This is a genomic window from Streptomyces sp. NPDC017529 (assembly GCF_044329785.1).
Taxonomy (GTDB): Bacteria; Actinomycetota; Actinomycetes; order Streptomycetales; family Streptomycetaceae; genus Streptomyces.
On sequence record NZ_JBIRJY010000015.1, the window covers coordinates 24,669 to 39,966 of the forward strand.

The window sequence follows — 15,298 nt, forward strand, 5'->3', positions numbered from 1 at the left end:
CACGTGGGTGCACGGTACCAGCGGTCACCGGGCTCCAGGTCTGGCGATCCCACCAGAGCTGCGCGTGCTCCAACCCCTCGCCATTGACCCCCCGTTGTGCCGACGATTAGCTGGACGGCATGAATTTCTCAACGGGGTCGCGATGACCATCGCCACGCTCAACGGAATCCGCCTCAGCTATTACGAACAGGGCGGGGGAGAACCCGTGGTGCTGGTCATGGGCACCGGGAGTGGCGCACGCGCGTGGAATCTCCACCAGGTTCCGGCTCTCGTGGCGGCGGGATACCGCGTGATCACCTTCGACAACCGGGGAATTCCGCCGACGTCCGAGTGCGCCGAGGGATTCACCCTGCACGACATGGTGGACGACGTCCTCGCGCTCGTGAACCACCTGGACATCGCGCCCGCCCGGTTCGTCGGTACGTCGATGGGCGCCGCCATCGTGCAGGAACTCGCCCTGCGCCGCCCCGACGTGGTGCGGCAGGCCGTACTGATGGCCACCCGCGCCAGGTCCGACGTCGCGCGCTCGGCGCTCGCCAGGGCCGAGCTGGCCCTCGCCGACTCCGGCGCGAAGCTGCCCCCGGAGTACCAGGCGGTGATACGCGCCATGCAGTCGCTGTCGCCGAAGACCCTCCTGGACGACGCGGCCGCCGCCGACTGGCTCGACGTCATGGAGTTCTCCGAACCCAGCGGTCCGGGCCTGCGCGCACAGCTGGCCCTCGACCCGCTGCCCGACCGGCTCGCCGCGTACCGGTCGATATCCGTCCCCTGCCACGTGATCTCGTTCGCCGACGACCTGATCACCCCGCCCGAACACGGCAGAGAGGTGGCCGACGCGATCCCCGGCGCCAGTCACACACTGTTCGAGGACTGCGGTCACTACGGCTACTTGGAGAACCCGGAGGGGGTCAACCGCAGCATCCTCGCCTTCTTCCGGACAGGCTAGGAGCCGCGTACCCCACGGCGTACCGCCGCCCCCGGGCGTTCGCTCGGGGGCGGCCGGCGTTCGTACGGGCCTGGGAGGCCCTCCGGTTCAGCGGGACTGCAAGGGGCGCTGGAAGCCCTTGACCGCGAGGGACATGCACACCACGAGCACTCCGGCCGTGGTGGCCAGCGAGAGCAGGATGCCGTTGCCCACCGGGTCGCCGAGTGTCAGGTCGCGGGCGGTGTCCACCGCGTACGTCAGCGGGTTGAACAGGGCGATGGCCTGTACCCAGCCCGGCAGTCCGTCCACCGGTACGTAGGCGCTCGACGCGAACATCATGGGGAACGTGGCGAGGAAGCCGACGGCCTGCATCACCTCGCTGTTGCGCAGCCAGGCGGCGAGCGCGAGGAACAGCCACGTCAGCGCCCAGCTGACGACCAGGCCCAGGAGCGCGGCGAGTACCGCGCCGAGGAAGCCGCCCGGCGGCGAGAAGCCGAACACGGCGGTGGCGAAGACCAGCAGCAGGAGCATCTGGGCGGCGGTCCGGAGGAGGTCGGCGAGGCTGCGGGCGACCAGTACCGAACTCGACCGCAGCGGCAGCGACCGGAACCGGGCGAGGACCCCGTTCCGCAGGTCGTTGATCAGGCCCATCCCGGACTGGAGGGCCGCGCCGATACCGCTGATGATCAGGATCGCCGGCATCAGGTAGTTGATGTAGCTGACCCCGGCGGGGAACAGCGTCGAACTCTCCAGGACGGTACCGAAGACCTGGCTGAACAGGGTGAGGGTGATCAGCGGCTGCAACAGGCTGAAGACGACCAGCTGCGGGTTCTTCAGCAGGGCGTTGACGGATCTCCCGGTGAGTATCAGGACTTGCTGCGGATAGCCGGTGCCGCGCCAGCCGGGGGCCGCGGTGCTGCGGTCCGGGCTGGGGGCGACGGTCGTGGCGGTCATCAGGACTCCTCTTGCCAGTGTCAGGCGGCGGTCGCCCGGACTTTCTTCGCCAGGTGGAGGTACACATCGTCGAGCGACGGCTCGGCGAGATCGAGGCCGGCGACCTCGGCGCCGGCCTGGTCGAGGGCCCTGAGCACCACCGTGAGGTCGCTGGAGGCCTGTAGAGGGGTGCTGAGCACCCCGGTGGACTCGTCGTGCGACGGGCGGAGTCCGGCGTCCGTCAGCGCGCGCAGTGCGGGCCCGGCGGTGCCCGGGTCGGTGAGCGTGACGTGGACGGCCCGCCGGCCCATCCGCTCCTTGAGTTCGGCGGCGGTGCCCGAGGCGACGACGCGGCCCTCGGAGAGCACCGTGATCGAATCGGCCAGCCGGTCGGCCTCCTCCAGGTACTGGGTCGTGAGCAGCACCGTGGTCCCGTCGCCGACCAGCTGCTCGACGATCTGCCACAGAGCGACCCGGCTGGCCGGGTCGAGCCCGGTGGTGGGCTCGTCCAGGAAGATCACCTCGGGTTGCCCGACGAGGCTGGCCGCGAGGTCGAGCCGGCGGCGCATACCGCCGGAGTAGGTACGCGCGGGCCGGGCCGCGGCGTCGGCGAGGTCGAACACCTCCAGCAGCTCGGTCGCGCGCGCCCGCGCGTCCCGCCTGCTCGCGCCCAGCAGGCGCCCGATGAGCACCAGGTTGTCGACCCCGGGCAGCTGTTCGTCGACCGAGGCGAACTGGCCGGTGAGCCCGATACGGCCGCGTACCTCGTGGGCGTGCCGGGTCACGTCGAGACCCGCGACCCGCGCCGTCCCGCCGTCCGGCGCGAGCATGGTGGACAGCACGTGAACGAGCGTGGTCTTTCCCGCGCCGTTGTGGCCCAGCAAGCCGAGCACGGTTCCCCTCGGTACGCGTATATCGACGCGGTCGAGTGCTGTGACAGCCCCGAATGCCTTGCTGACCTGATCGGCTTCGATCATCGGATCGCTCATGCCCAACACTCTTGCGATGAGCTTGCGGGAGTCAAGGTCCGCCCTGCCCTCCAAGGTTTTCCCTAGTGTTCCGGTCCGGTAATTAGGTTCGCGTGGTTCGCGGGGGTCCGGAGGAAGTAAGTTCGTCGCCTGTCGGGCCAAGTCGTGAGAATGCGCGACCGGTTGAACTCCGGGGCTTTCGGCAAGTGTGGTTTTTGCACGTGCAGTTTCCAATCTGAGACGGCCAACAAGAAAGAGGTTCGTGCGGTATGGCAAGAGGTGGCCTGAAGCGTCGAGTCGTCGTCATTTCCGCGGTGGTGGCCGCCAGTGCCGCCACCATGACCACCACCGCCACCGCGGCGGAGGTCGAAGGCCCGTCCGCGGGCAAGAAGCCGGTGGCGGCGGTGGCAACGGCGAGTGTCGACTACGACGTCTGGAAGCGTGACGTGGAGCGGGCCGTGGCCGACGCTCTTCCGTACATCGAAAAGCGCAGTCAGGATGCTTCCCGGGAAAAGCTGGCCATCGTCCTGGACATCGACAACACCTCCCTGGAGACGCATTTCCACCCGCTGCCTCCGACGCCCGCCGTCCAGCCGGTGCTGAAGGCGGTCAAGGCCGCGAACTCCAAGGGTGTGAGCATATTCTTCGTCACCGCGCGTCCGGGCATCATCGGGTCCATCACCAAGAACAACCTGGAGCAGGTGGGATACCCGGTGACCGGTCTCTACGACCGGGGCCTGGGTGACATCTTCGGCAGCGTCAGCGAGTTCAAGACGGCGAAGCGCGCGGAGATAGAGTCGAAGGGCTACTCCATCATCGCCAACATAGGAAACAACTCCACGGACCTGGTGGGCGGCCACGCGGAAAGCACGGTCAAGCTGCCGGACTACGACGGCCAGCTTTCCTGACGCGGCCGATCGCGCCCACGGGCGTGAGTGATTGACCGCGAGTGATCGACCCGGCCCGGCCGCCGGTACGCAAGCGGCCGGGCCGCATTCTGCCACGGGTGCCGGATGCCATGACCTCCGAGGTCATGGCCCCGCGAACGGCCCGTCGTTAGGGTCGGCCCATGGGAGTCGATCAACTGCCCCGGGCGGGGGTGCTCTTGCGGGAGTGGCGGCTGCGGCGCAAGCTCAGCCAGCTGGAGCTGGCCCTGCGCGCGGACACCTCCTCGCGGCATCTGTCCTGTGTGGAGACCGGGCGCGCCAGGCCCAGCCAGGAGATGGTGCTGCGGCTGGCGCACCATCTGGACGTACCGCTGCGGGAGCGCAACAGCCTGCTGATGGCGGCCGGGTACGCGCCGGTGTACCGCGAGCGCCCGCTGGAGGGCGAGGACATGCGCGCCGTGCGGTCGGCGGTGGGCATGCTGCTGACGGGGCACGAGCCGTATCCGGCGGTCGTCGTCGACCGGCTGTGGAACGTGGTGCGCGCCAACCGCGGGATGGACGTCCTGCTCGGCGCGGCCCCGGCGGAGCTGATGGCGCCCGTCCCGAACGTGATGCGGCTGGCCCTGCACCCCCAGGGGCTTCCGGCGCACGCGGTCGGCTACGGGGAAGTGCGCGCGTATCTGCTGGGCGGGCTGTTGCAGCAGGTGCGCAACACGGGCGACGCTCGGCTGCGCGCGCTGTACGACGAGGTGAGCGGCTACGAGGTGCCGGACGGCGAGGTGCCGTCCCCGCCACGGGAGCGGGTGCCGCGCGAGGCGGTGCTGCCGATGCGGTTCCGTACGCCGCACGGCGAGTTGGCGATGTTCAGCACCATCGCGACCTTCGGCGCGCCGGCCGACGTGACCCTGTCCGAGCTGGCCGTCGAGCTGTTCTTCCCCATGGACCAGCACACCGCGCGGGTGCTGCGCGAATCGGCGGCGGAAGGAGCCGGCCACAACGTGCCGCCGCTACGGGAAGAGAGCGGGGAACCGCGTTAGGGTGGCGCGGGCCGTGTTCCGATACGTGGCTGGGGCACCGTTATGAGGAATTAGTTATCTTAATTCCGATTCGCCCGTATGCCGCAGTACTCGCTCCGCGCACAGGTCGTTGACGACATATGACTGAGACGAGCTTTTCCCCCACCCGGCAGCTCGGAGCCTGGCAGCTGAGTTCGACGGGGGCTCGCACCGCGACCGGTGGGCGGCCGACCGCGCACCTGCACCGTCCCGGGCAGCGCGTCCGGCTCGAATACACCGCCGACCTGCTGGAACAGCTGCTGGCCGACCTCGAAGGCAGCAAGGACGACCGGTAGCGGTCCGCTCCCCGGCGCCCGCCGCCCCGCGGGGCGGCGCGTCGGCCGGCCCCTTCCCCACCGGCCACCACCGATTCCTGTGAGAGCTGTTGTGAACGACATCCCGCGGGTCCCCGTGCCCCCTGGCTCCGGCCGGCACCGGCTGCCGCGCCGGAGCGCGGCCGACGCCGTCCCCTTCTCCGAGGGCGTCGGCGTGCCGCACCCGCGCGACGGGGCCGGGTACCAGGGCGTGGCCGAAGACGGGTGGGATGCCGCCGTCATACAGGAACTCGGCCCCGAGCTGGCGGAACTGTGGGAGACGGCCGAGCAGCCCTACGTGGCCGACGGCCCGCAGGCCGCGTTCCACACCGTCGACCCGGCCTTCCTGCCGGACGGCTACTTCATCCCGCAGGCCGACCCGGCTTACCCGCCCTACCCCCAGGCCGACCGTTTCTTCCCGGCGCCGGACGCCGTCTTCCCGCCGGCAGACCAGGCGTTCGTGCCGGCGGACGCCGGATTCCCGTACCCCGGCCCCGCGTTCGACACCGCCGAGCACCCCTACGAGCCCGCCGAGCGCGCGTACGACACCGCGGAGGGCCCGTACAGCGTCGCCGAGCCCGTGTTCCCGCACCCCGCCGAGTCCGCGGTCGCGGATCCGGACCTGGCCACCGACCCGGACCCGGACGACGACGAAGGCATCCCCGGCCAGGGCCCTGAAAGCTGGTCGTGGTCGCGCCTGCTGAGCGGGGTGTCCGTGCTGACGACGGCGGTGATCGCGGTCGCCGTCGCCGCGCTGGGGGCGGTGGCCTCCTACCCGTCCCTGCGCGCCATCGCGGACGGCGTCGCGCCGGCGGACGTCGCGACGCTGTGGCCCCTGCTGATCTACGGCCCCTGGATCGCGGCCACCCTGTCGATCCTGCGCGCCCGCGCCTACCGCCGCCGCACCCTGCACTCCTGGGTCGTCGTCATCTTCTTCGCCGCCGTCGCCATGCTGCTGTGCATCGCGCAGGTGCACCCGTCCCCGTCGGGCATCGCCGTGGCGGGACTGCCGCCGCTGACCGTGCTGCTCTGCTTCCACCAGTTCGTACGCCAGCTCGACCACGCCATCGCCCCGCCGGCCGCCGCCCGGCACGCGCAGAGCAACCGCGGCCAGCACCGCCACCGTTCCGCGGGGTAGCGGCCCCGCGACCGCCACCGGCGGCCCGCGGGCGCGGCGGGCTCAGTCCTCCGCCGTGTCGACCAGGTCGGTGACGAACTTGCGCAGCCGCCCCCTGAGCACCGGCGTGACGCCGTGGATGACCTGGGCGCCGTACGCGACGGCCACACCGGGCCCGGCGTCGGTCAGCCAGCGGCTCTTGCGCGGCGAGATGAGCCACTGCGGCGTCTCCTCGTGCGCCGCGGGCCCGTGCGGCAGGCTGTGGCTGAGCGGCGTGCCCGGCTCGTAACCGTCGTCGGGCCCCAGCAGCGTGTCGGACCAGGGCGCGGAGTCCGACGTCGTCTCGATGTAGAACCGGCCGCCGTCCGCCGCGTCCGCGATCGTGACGCCGATCCGGCCGATGCGCCGCGGCGGGGTGCGCGGGCTGCTGATCCCGTCGAGATGGGTGGGCACGCCCTGGCCCACGGCGAGTTCGGTGTACCCCCAGTGGCCGGCCGTGGCGATGGACGGCATGCTCCGCCGGATCGCGGGCAGCGCCCGCAGGGTCGCGTCGGCCAGCACCTCCTGGGCCGTCACGGGGGCCTTGAGGACCTCGGCCTGATGGCGGGGCCGCCACCCGGCCGCCTCGCTGTCCATGATCTTCACCAGCCGGGAGACCTCCTCCGTGGTGAGGAAGTCCTCGACCGTCTGCAGCACGAGTGTCTCGCTGATGTGGATCACTTCGCTCTCCTCGTCGGGGGTGCGGCGTACCGTTCCGGTTCCACGGTGACGCCGCGACGAGGGGGCGGGCAGGCGCAGACGGGGGCGCACACGCGCGCGGCAGCTCGTACGTATGTGCGCCCTCGGGTGCCGGGCGCGCGGGCGTCACTTCCCGGGGAACGAGGCGCCCTTCCCGGTGAGCGAGGCGCCCTTCTCCATGTTGAGCGGCCGGGCGGCACTCTCCACGGTGCCCAGCGCGCCCTTCATGGTGGACTCGCTGAGCGGGATCCGCAGCAGCCGCACGACCTCGTTGTCGGTGAGGGCCGAGACCGCAGGGGACGAGGCCGAGGCCGGGGCCGCGGCGGCCTGCGGGGCGAGCGCGGCGGCCGCGCCGGCCGCGGCGACTGCTGTGATGACTGCGGAACGGATGCGCATCGCAACTTCCATGGGAGTCGGTGGACGGGTACGGGCGGGACGGGCACCCAGTCAAGGAGCGGAAGGCCGCCTGCGAAGCGCCCCGGCCCCCGCGACCACCCCTACGGGGGGCCCGGTCCACCCGGGCGGCGCACACCACCGGCGGACGTGTTCGAAGGACTCGAACTCCAGAGCCCGCCGGGACTACCCCGGACGATCACGGGTACCCAGCGCGCCGGGTCGCCGGGCTCCGGCGCGCCCTGACCCGGACGCGGAGCGAGGCTGCGGAGGCGGAGGCGGAGTTGGCACAGGCGCGGGTGGCGGCGGCGTGGCGGTGGCTGTGGTGGGAGGTCAGCGCGGTCGGCCGTACGGTGCGCGGCGCGGTGCGGCAGCCCGGCCCGGAGCGGGACACCGTCGTGCAGTCGCTGAAAGCGGCCGGCGCCGCCATCGCGGCCTGGGCGCTGACCGGCTGGTGGCTGAACGCCCCGCTGGCACTGATGGCCCCCTGGACGGCGCTGGTGCTGGTCGACGCCACCGTCTACCGCTCGCTGCGCTCCGGGCTCCAGCAGCTCGTGGTGATCCTGGTCGGCGCCCTGCTCGCGTCGGCGGCGATGGCCGCGACCGGCGGCAGCACGCTGGGCGCCATGCTGGTCGCCCTGCCCGTCATGACGCTGCCCGGCACCCACCGCAGGCTGGGCGCCCAGGGTATCTACGGCGGCACGACCGCCCTGTTCGTCATCACCTACGGCGCCTACTCGGCGAGCGAGGTCGGGCACCGGCTCGTCGAGACCATGATCGGCGCCGTCATAGGCGTCACCGTCAACGCGTTCGTCCTCCCGCCGGTGCACCTGCGCAACGTCTACGACCAGCTCAGGCGCCTGCCGCGGGAGAGCGCCGCACTGCTGCGGACGATGGCCGAGGGGCTGCGCGGCGAGGAGTGGAGCGCCGCCGACGCGGCCGGCTGGCACGACCGTGCGCGCCGGCTGGACCAGGTGCTGCGGGCGCTCGCCAGCGCGCGGCGCTGGAACACGGAGAGTTCCCGCTTCAACCCCCGCTTCCGGTTGCGCCGCACCGGCCCGCCGCCTCCCGAGGAGGCCGACGCCGTATGGGAACGGGCCACCGGCCACCTCACGGCCATCACCCGCACGCTGGCGGGCTCCGTGGGGGAGAAGGCCCGGCTGACCGCGCCGGGCGCCGCGTTCCTGCGGCGGTACGCCGATCTCGCGGACGAGGCGGCGGCGCTGTGCGAGGCGGAGGAGGCGCTGCTGGCCGACGGCGGGCAGACGGACGACGAGCGGGCGGCCGCGGGGGAGCGGTACCACGAGGCCCGCGAGCGCGTCTGGGACCTCTACGACGGGCTCGCGGAGGACTTCCGCGGGGAGCACGCCCCGGCGGCCCCGGCCGGCGGAGAACTCCTCGTGGAGATGAAACAGCTGCTGTGGGAGCTGGTCGAGGCGGAGGAAGGGGGCGCGGCGGCGGACGCGGCCGCCGGGCAGCCCGTCCGTACGGGCCGGCCGGCCGCGTTTTTCCGCCGGCGGCGGGGGCACCCGTGAGCACACGGTGCAGGGTGCACCGACCGGGTGAAGGGAAGGTCGGCCAGGTGAAACGTCCCCCGGCACGCGGAGACCTGTCGGCGGCGGTCGTCACCGCGCTGGAGGGGTCTCCCGGCTCCGCACGGCTGCCGGACGCCCGTACGGTGGCGGCGGCGGACCCGTACGGCGACGACCTGCAACTCGCCCTGGCCCTCTGCTACGAACTGCACTACCGCGGGTTCGAGGCGGTACCCGACACCTGGGAGTGGGACCCGGACCTGCTGCGGTTCAGGGCCGCGCTGGAACGCGCCTTCCTCGGCGTGCTGCGGGCCGATGTCCCGGCGCCCGGCGACGTGGCCGGACTGCTCGACGGGCTGCTGGTGGAACCGGCCGACGGCGACGGGGTCTCCCACTTCCTGCGCGACAAGGGCGAGCACTGGCAGCTGCGCGAGTACGCGGCCCAGCGGTCCCTGTACCACCTCAAGGAGGCCGACCCCCACCTGTGGGTGGTGCCGCGCCTGTGGGGCGAGGCCAAGGCCGGCATGGTGGCGGTCGAGTACGACGAGTTCGGGGCGGGCCGCGCGGAACGCGTGCACGCGCGGCTCTTCGCCGACCTGATGGACGACCTCGGCCTGGACTCCGCGTACGGCCGTTACCTGGGCGCCTGCGCCCGGCAGATGCTCGCCGTCAACAACCTCATGTCGCTCTTCGGGCTGCACCGCGCGCACCGCGGCTCCCTGGTCGGCCACTTCGCCTGGGTGGAGGTCACCTCGCCCCCCGGCTCGCGCCGCCTCGCACAGGCGCTGGAGCGGGTGGGCGCGGGGCCCGCGGCCGTGCACTTCTACACCGAGCACGTGGAAGCGGACGCCGTCCACGAGCAGCTGGTGCGCCATCAGGTCGTACGGGGCCTGCTACAGGAGGAGCCCGCGCTCGCCCCGGACGTCGCCTTCGGCATCGCCGCCACCGACCTGCTGGAGGACCGGTTCGGCGCGCATCTCCTCGGCGCCTGGCGGGCAGGGGAGTCCTCCCTGTTCGCGCCGCTGTGACGGCACCCCGCCTCCTGGCCCCGGCTCCTGGCCCCGGCTTCTTCTAGCCCTGGCGAGGGGCGGGCGGCCGCCTGCGGGGGCGGTGGCTGGTGTCGCACCAGGGATAGGCCCGGCTGCGGCGGCACCTGCACAACGCCACGCACGGGCGGTCGGAACGGGCCGTCGTCCCGTCGCCGAGCACCACCTCGACCGGGCCCTCCACCAGGACGGGGCCGCCCGGCTCCGCGCGGATCCGGCGCACCCGGCCGCGCACGACCGGCTCGGTGCGTTCCTGTGCGGGCTCGTGTTCACGCGGGCCGCCGGGCACGGATGACCACCAACTCTTCCTTCTCCTGGCCAGGGGCGATCAGCCCCTGGGCTTCCAGCCAAGGAGCCCGCTCCCGCAGGACGGGCCCGAACGGGATGATCCGCCGGTCGGTGACCGAGGTACGGAGTCCGGCCCCGTCCAGCAGGCCCAGCGTGCGGGTGGCGTCGCAGAGCCCGGAATGGACCAGCAGCAGCACGCCGCCCGGGGCCAGCAGCGCGGGCGCCTCGGCACACAGCCGGTCCAGTACCGCCCGGCCGTCAGGACCGGCGTCCCACGCCCGCTCCCGGCCGCCGCGCGGCAGTACGCGCGCAGCGGAGGGCACATACGGCGGATTCGCCATGACGAGGTCGAAGCGCCGCCCGGCCACCGGGCGCAGCAGGTCTCCCCGCCGCGCCCGCACCCGGTTGCGCTGCCCGGCGATCCAGGCGTTCAGCCGGGTGGCGAGCACGGCGGCGAAGGCGGCGTCGATCGCGGTGACCCGCCCGCCGAGCCGGGCCGCGGCGACCGCCAGGGCCCCGCTGCCGGTGCCCACGTCGAGCACCTCGGCGCCGGGCCGCAGGCTTTCGCGCCGGAGCGCTGCCGCCAGCATGCCGGTGTCTTCCTGAGGCGTGTAGACGCCGGGAGGCTTGATGAAGAACACCTGTCCCGGGTACCCCGGTTGCTTCGTTTATCCCACGACTGACGAATCCTGCCGCTCCGCGCGCGGGTGGTCCCTGCGGAGGCCAACGGCTATGCGGCCGTAAGAGTGGTCACCAGCACGTCGCGGTAGGCGGCCTGCGAGATGTCCATCGGGCGGATCGGGGAGACGCAGTGCAGCGAGTCCCGGTCGTCCGACAAGAGCAGGCTGCCCGGCCGGTACAGGGTGGTGGACAGCAGCTCCCGCCCGTCGTGGGTGTAGACGCTGCTCTGGCCGCCGGTGGCGTTCTCGCGGTTGACGAGCAGTGACGACACCAATGTGACGCCGTCCTTGTGCCGCCCCTCCGGAGTGGGGTCGCCCGCGTCGTCGGCCGTCGCGACGACCCGGAAGGGATGTACCTTCACGATCCACCGCCCGGCGTCCTCCAGAGCGCTCGCCGCCTGCCCCAGCAGGTCCAGCAGCGGCCGCAGGAGCGGGTCGGCGACGAACGCGTCGGTCAGCGGCTCGAAGTGCCGGTCCACCGTCTCGTAGAGCGGATTGGTGTCCTTGGGCTGTACGAACGGCGCGTGCGGCAGCCGGACCAGTTCGCCGGTGGCGGGGGTGAGCGAGAACTGCCCGTAGCGGCGCAGCCGCCGGGTGCCGCGCTCGGCCGCGTAGCGGTCCTCGCCCAGCTCGTCCCAGTGCCCGGCGAAGCGGGCCCAGGAGACCTCGTCGGCGCCCATCTGGGCCAGCACCGAGGCGGGGGCCATCAGGCAGACGGCGGACGAGGTCAGGCAGGAGCGGGCGGCGTCGACCGGGGACGCGGCCCCGGCCGGGCCGGCGGTGCCGGACGGCGCCCCCGAGCGGTCGTCGATGTGGTCCACGTCGGATGTCCGCCTTTCTTCGGCCGTGCGCGGCTGCGCGTACGTGGTCCCATCGTGTGGCGGCCGGCCGCTGATCGCATCTCCGTCGCCGCTGCGTCGGCCGCGGGCAGGGCGAAGGACCGCGCACTGCCCGCGAAACGGCCGTTCCATGCCGGTTGGCGCAATGTCGCCGGACCTCGTCATCCCGCGTTGACACGCGGTTTCGGCGCTTCCTACGGTGATCACACCGCCCCCCTCGCCCAGAGAAGAGGAACCACCCATGCGTGTCCTGTGCACCGCGACCGGATCACCGTCGCACGGACGGGCCCTGCTGCCGCTGGCCCGCGCGCTGGCCGCAGCCGGACACGAGGTCACGGTGGCCACCACGGCCGAGGTGGCGCCGGTGTTCGCCGCCGACCCCGTCAGGGTCGAGGTGTGCCTGCCCCGGCTCGACTTCAACCCGCCCCAGAGCGACGCGGAGGAGACGCAGGACGCCCCCGCCGCCGGCGCCGAGGAGGACGACCCGCAGATGATGCGGATGCTGCTCGACCGGCTGGCCGGCGACATGGCCGTGCAGAGCCACCGCGTGCTGGCAGAGCTGGCCCGGGACGTCCGCCCGGACGCCGTCATCCGCGACGGCATGGACCTCGGCGCCTGCCTGCTCGCCGAGCAGCTCGGCATCCCCCAGCTGCCCATACCCGCGGGCACGGTCAACATCGTCGACCCGGCGGCCCTGCTCCCGGCCCTGAACCGGCTGCGCGAGGACCTCGGGCTGCCCGCGCAGGAGTCGCCGTCGTCGCTGTACCCGCACGGGCGCTTCGACTACCTGCCCGCCGAGTACTCCTTCGCCCGGCACCCGGCGCCCATCCTGGCCTACCGGCAGACCACCGTCGTCGACCGCACCGCCGGACTGCCCGGCTGGGTGGCCGACCTGCCCACGGACCGGCCGCTGGTGTTCGCGGCGATGGGCACCGCGATGCCGATGTTCCGCGAGGTGCTGCCCGAGGGCGCCCCGCTGCCGCCCGGGATGACCGACCCGGTCGAACTGCTGAGGACCATCGTCGCCGGGCTCTCCGAGCTGGACTGCACGGCCGTCGTGGCGACCGGCGGTGTCGAACTGGAGGGTGTGGAACCGGCCTCGCACATCCACCTGACGGACCGTCTCGCCCAGCCGCTGCTGCTGGAATGCGCCGACCTGTTCGTGACGCACGGCGGCTACAACAGCGTCCGGGAAGCGGTACGCACGGGCACGCCGATGGCGGTGCTGCCGAACTTCGGCGACCAGCACTCCAACGCGGAGCGGGTACAGGAACTGGGCCTCGGCCGGCACCTGACCGACACCCGGCCCGAGGCCGTGGCCGCCGTGTGCCGGGAGATCCTCGCCGACCGCGACACCGCCGCCAGGGTCCGGCGGGCCCAGCTCGCCAGCCTCGCCCTGCCGGACATCGGGCAGGTCGTGGCCGACCTGGAGAAGCTCGTCGCCTGAGGCGCGGTCAGGCCCCGCGCGGCGGTGCCCTCAGGCCCGTACGGCCTGCCCCGCCGCCGCGCGGGCCGTCGGCACGACCACCGGCGCGCCGTCGGAGGGCGCGGCGAGGATCTCCGCCTCGATGCCGTACAGCTCCCTGACGAGGGCCGCGTCGATGATCTCGCGGGGCGGCCCCGAGGCGACGACGCGGCCGGCGCGCATGGCGACGACCGTGTCGGCGTAGCGGGCCGCCGCCGCGAGGTCGTGGACGACCATGACGATGGTGCGCCCGCCCGCCGCGACCTCGCGCACCAGGTCCAGCACCTCCACGGCGTGGCCGATGTCGAGGGCGCTGGTCGGCTCGTCGAGCAGCACGACCGGGGTCTCCTGGGCCAGTGCCATGGCCAGCCAGCAGCGCTGGCGCTGGCCGCCGGAGAGCTGGTCGAGGCGGCGCTCCGCGAGGCCGGTGGTGCCGGTCGCCTCCAGGGCGCGCGTCACGGCCCGCTCGTCCTCGCGGGACCACTGGCGGAACAGGCCCTGGTGCGGGTGGCGTCCGTAGCGTACGAGGCCGGCGACGGTGACCGCCTCGGGGGCCTGCGGGGACTGGGGGAGCAGCGCGATGCGGTGGGCCGCCTCCCGCTGCTTGAGCCGCCAGACGTCCGCCTCGCCCGCGAACACCCGGCCCGAAGCGGGCTCGTGCAGGCGCGCCATGCAGCGCAGCAACGTGGACTTGCCGCAGCCGTTGGGGCCGACCACCGCGACCACCGTGCCCGACCCGACCGTCAGGTCCACCCCGTCGACGACCGGGTGGCCGGCGTATCCGGCGGTGAGCTGCTCGACGCGGAGTTCCACTGGTGCCGGCCTTTCTCCAGGGCGAGAGGTCACACCTCTTGCCTATTTGTCATAAGGTAAGGCTAACCTTAACGCTAATCGGCGGATCTGCGGCTGCCCAGGCAGCCGTACGCACGCCTCGTCACGTCATGTCCCATTGAACCCGGAGTCCTCGATGACCGTGTCCCGCCGCCCACTTCTCACCGCCCGACGCCGTACCGCATCGGCCGTCGCCGCTCTCGGTGCCGCGGCGCTGCTGCTGACGGGCTGCGGCTCGGACTCCGGCGCGGACAAGGCGAAGGGGCAGGACGGCAAGGACTCCGCGTCCTCCGGCACCCGTACGGTCAAGGACGCCACCGGCAAGGTCGTGGAGGTGCCCGCGAACCCGCAGCGCATCGTCACGCTGACCCAGGAGGACCTGGACGCGGTCCTCGCGCTGAACATGAAGCCGGTGGGCATCACCAACGGGCAGGGCCTGGACAAGCCGCCGGCCTACCTGGCCGACAAGGTCAAGGGCATCGACATCGTCGGCGGCCTGCTCAAGCCCGTCATGGACAAGGTCGTCGCGGCCAAGCCCGACCTGATCCTCGCCGGGGACATGCAGGACGAGCAGGTGCTCAAGCAGCTGCGCGAGATCACCCCCGCCACCCTGGTGACCATGGCGCCCACCGACGACTGGAAGGTCTCCTTCCGGGGCATCGGCAACGCCGTCAACAAGCTCAACGACGCCAACAAGGTCATCGCCGACCACGAGGCCGCCGCCAAGAAGGCGGGCGAGAAGCTGGGCGGCAACAAGGGCGCGGCCGTCTCCATCGTGCGCTGGAACCCGGACGGCCCGAGCTGGATGGAGACCAAGCAGTTCGCCAGCGGCGTCGCCCTGGAGATGGGCCTCAAGCGGCCCGCCAACCAGAACAAGGACGGCAACGCGCACGCCCCGTCGCTCAGCCTGGAGAAGATCAACGAGATCGACGGCGACTGGCTGTTCCTGTCCACCCTGACCTCCGACGGCGAGAAGGCCCTCAAGGACGTGCAGACCAAGCCCGCCTACAAGGAGCTGGGCGCGGTCAAGAAGAACCACGTGGTGACGGTCAGCGGCTCCGTCTGGTCCACCCGCGGCGGCCCGCTCGCCGGCGAGGTCGTCATGAACGACATCAGCAAGGCGCTGTCCGGGTCCTGAGCCGGGGCGGCCGTACCACGGTCCGCGCGGCCGCGGGGGTGGGGGGGGGGGCCCCCCCCGCCCCCCCCCGCGGGCGCCGGCGCGCCGCCGCGGGGGGGGCCGGCCGGGGCGCCGCCCCGGCCGCGCGGGCCGCGGGCGGCCGGGCCGGG

General features: G+C 72.7%; 17 protein-coding genes. 9 read left to right on the forward strand and 8 right to left on the reverse strand.

The features are described from left to right. Positions 1-142: 142 nt before the first annotated feature. Positions 143-946: an alpha/beta fold hydrolase gene (locus ACH4K4_RS29475; RefSeq protein ID WP_398171517.1), complete on the forward strand. Its 804-nt coding sequence runs from the start codon at positions 143-145 to the stop codon at positions 944-946. Positions 947-1,033: 87 nt separating this feature from the next. On the opposite strand, the gene ACH4K4_RS29480 is transcribed toward ACH4K4_RS29475, so the two are convergent. Then, positions 1,034-1,879: an ABC transporter permease gene (locus tag ACH4K4_RS29480; protein WP_398171518.1), complete on the reverse strand. Its 846-nt coding sequence runs from the start codon at positions 1,877-1,879 to the stop codon at positions 1,034-1,036. A 20-nt stretch (positions 1,880-1,899) separates the two neighbouring features. Further along, positions 1,900-2,847, reverse strand: a complete 948-nt coding sequence (locus tag ACH4K4_RS29485; protein WP_398171519.1) for an ATP-binding cassette domain-containing protein — start codon at positions 2,845-2,847, stop codon at positions 1,900-1,902. Between the two features lie 248 nt (positions 2,848-3,095). Between ACH4K4_RS29485 and ACH4K4_RS29490 the strand changes: the two genes are divergently transcribed. The 4 genes from ACH4K4_RS29490 to ACH4K4_RS29505 all read left to right on the forward strand — a co-directional run bounded on the left by ACH4K4_RS29490 (position 3,096) and on the right by ACH4K4_RS29505 (position 6,220). Then, positions 3,096-3,734, forward strand: a complete 639-nt coding sequence (locus ACH4K4_RS29490; RefSeq protein ID WP_398171520.1) for an HAD family acid phosphatase — start codon at positions 3,096-3,098, stop codon at positions 3,732-3,734. A 161-nt stretch (positions 3,735-3,895) separates the two neighbouring features. Then, positions 3,896-4,750, forward strand: coding sequence for a helix-turn-helix domain-containing protein (locus ACH4K4_RS29495; protein WP_398171521.1), 855 nt, complete (start codon positions 3,896-3,898; stop codon positions 4,748-4,750). Positions 4,751-4,869: 119 nt separating this feature from the next. Continuing rightward, positions 4,870-5,064: a hypothetical protein gene (locus tag ACH4K4_RS29500; protein ID WP_398171522.1), complete on the forward strand. Its 195-nt coding sequence runs from the start codon at positions 4,870-4,872 to the stop codon at positions 5,062-5,064. 79 nt (positions 5,065-5,143) lie between these two features. Then, positions 5,144-6,220: a DUF2637 domain-containing protein gene (locus ACH4K4_RS29505; protein ID WP_398171523.1), complete on the forward strand. Its 1,077-nt coding sequence runs from the start codon at positions 5,144-5,146 to the stop codon at positions 6,218-6,220. A gap of 42 nt (positions 6,221-6,262) precedes the next feature. Here the strand turns inward: ACH4K4_RS29505 and ACH4K4_RS29510 are convergent, their stop codons facing one another. Further along, on the reverse strand, positions 6,263-6,919 hold the full coding sequence (locus ACH4K4_RS29510) for a hypothetical protein (RefSeq protein ID WP_398171524.1): 657 nt from the start codon (positions 6,917-6,919) through the stop codon (positions 6,263-6,265). Positions 6,920-7,063: 144 nt separating this feature from the next. Then, positions 7,064-7,333, reverse strand: coding sequence for a hypothetical protein (locus ACH4K4_RS29515; protein WP_398171525.1), 270 nt, complete (start codon positions 7,331-7,333; stop codon positions 7,064-7,066). A gap of 281 nt (positions 7,334-7,614) precedes the next feature. Between ACH4K4_RS29515 and ACH4K4_RS29520 the strand changes: the two genes are divergently transcribed. Further along, a complete protein-coding gene (locus ACH4K4_RS29520) occupies positions 7,615-8,865 on the forward strand; it encodes an aromatic acid exporter family protein (RefSeq protein WP_398171526.1) in 1,251 nt (416 codons plus the stop codon). A gap of 47 nt (positions 8,866-8,912) precedes the next feature. Further along, on the forward strand, positions 8,913-9,890 hold the full coding sequence (locus ACH4K4_RS29525; protein ID WP_398171527.1) for an iron-containing redox enzyme family protein: 978 nt from the start codon (positions 8,913-8,915) through the stop codon (positions 9,888-9,890). Positions 9,891-9,933: 43 nt separating this feature from the next. Here the strand turns inward: ACH4K4_RS29525 and ACH4K4_RS29530 are convergent, their stop codons facing one another. The 3 genes from ACH4K4_RS29530 to ACH4K4_RS29540 all read right to left on the reverse strand — a co-directional run bounded on the left by ACH4K4_RS29530 (position 9,934) and on the right by ACH4K4_RS29540 (position 11,697). Next, positions 9,934-10,143: a CDGSH iron-sulfur domain-containing protein gene (locus ACH4K4_RS29530; protein ID WP_398171621.1), complete on the reverse strand. Its 210-nt coding sequence runs from the start codon at positions 10,141-10,143 to the stop codon at positions 9,934-9,936. A 34-nt stretch (positions 10,144-10,177) separates the two neighbouring features. Beyond that, positions 10,178-10,837, reverse strand: a complete 660-nt coding sequence (locus ACH4K4_RS29535) for a HemK2/MTQ2 family protein methyltransferase (protein ID WP_398171528.1) — start codon at positions 10,835-10,837, stop codon at positions 10,178-10,180. Positions 10,838-10,926: 89 nt separating this feature from the next. Next, positions 10,927-11,697 (reverse strand): 2OG-Fe dioxygenase family protein, encoded by a 771-nt coding sequence (locus ACH4K4_RS29540; protein WP_398171529.1) that lies wholly within the window; start codon positions 11,695-11,697, stop codon positions 10,927-10,929. Positions 11,698-11,956: 259 nt separating this feature from the next. Between ACH4K4_RS29540 and ACH4K4_RS29545 the strand changes: the two genes are divergently transcribed. Then, complete coding sequence (locus ACH4K4_RS29545; RefSeq protein WP_398171530.1) at positions 11,957-13,162, forward strand: glycosyltransferase; 1,206 nt, start codon at positions 11,957-11,959, stop codon at positions 13,160-13,162. Between the two features lie 30 nt (positions 13,163-13,192). Here the strand turns inward: ACH4K4_RS29545 and ACH4K4_RS29550 are convergent, their stop codons facing one another. Further along, positions 13,193-13,993, reverse strand: a complete 801-nt coding sequence (locus tag ACH4K4_RS29550) for an ABC transporter ATP-binding protein (protein WP_398171531.1) — start codon at positions 13,991-13,993, stop codon at positions 13,193-13,195. A gap of 154 nt (positions 13,994-14,147) precedes the next feature. Between ACH4K4_RS29550 and ACH4K4_RS29555 the strand changes: the two genes are divergently transcribed. Continuing rightward, on the forward strand, positions 14,148-15,149 hold the full coding sequence (locus ACH4K4_RS29555; RefSeq protein ID WP_398171532.1) for an ABC transporter substrate-binding protein: 1,002 nt from the start codon (positions 14,148-14,150) through the stop codon (positions 15,147-15,149). Positions 15,150-15,298 lie beyond the last annotated feature (149 nt).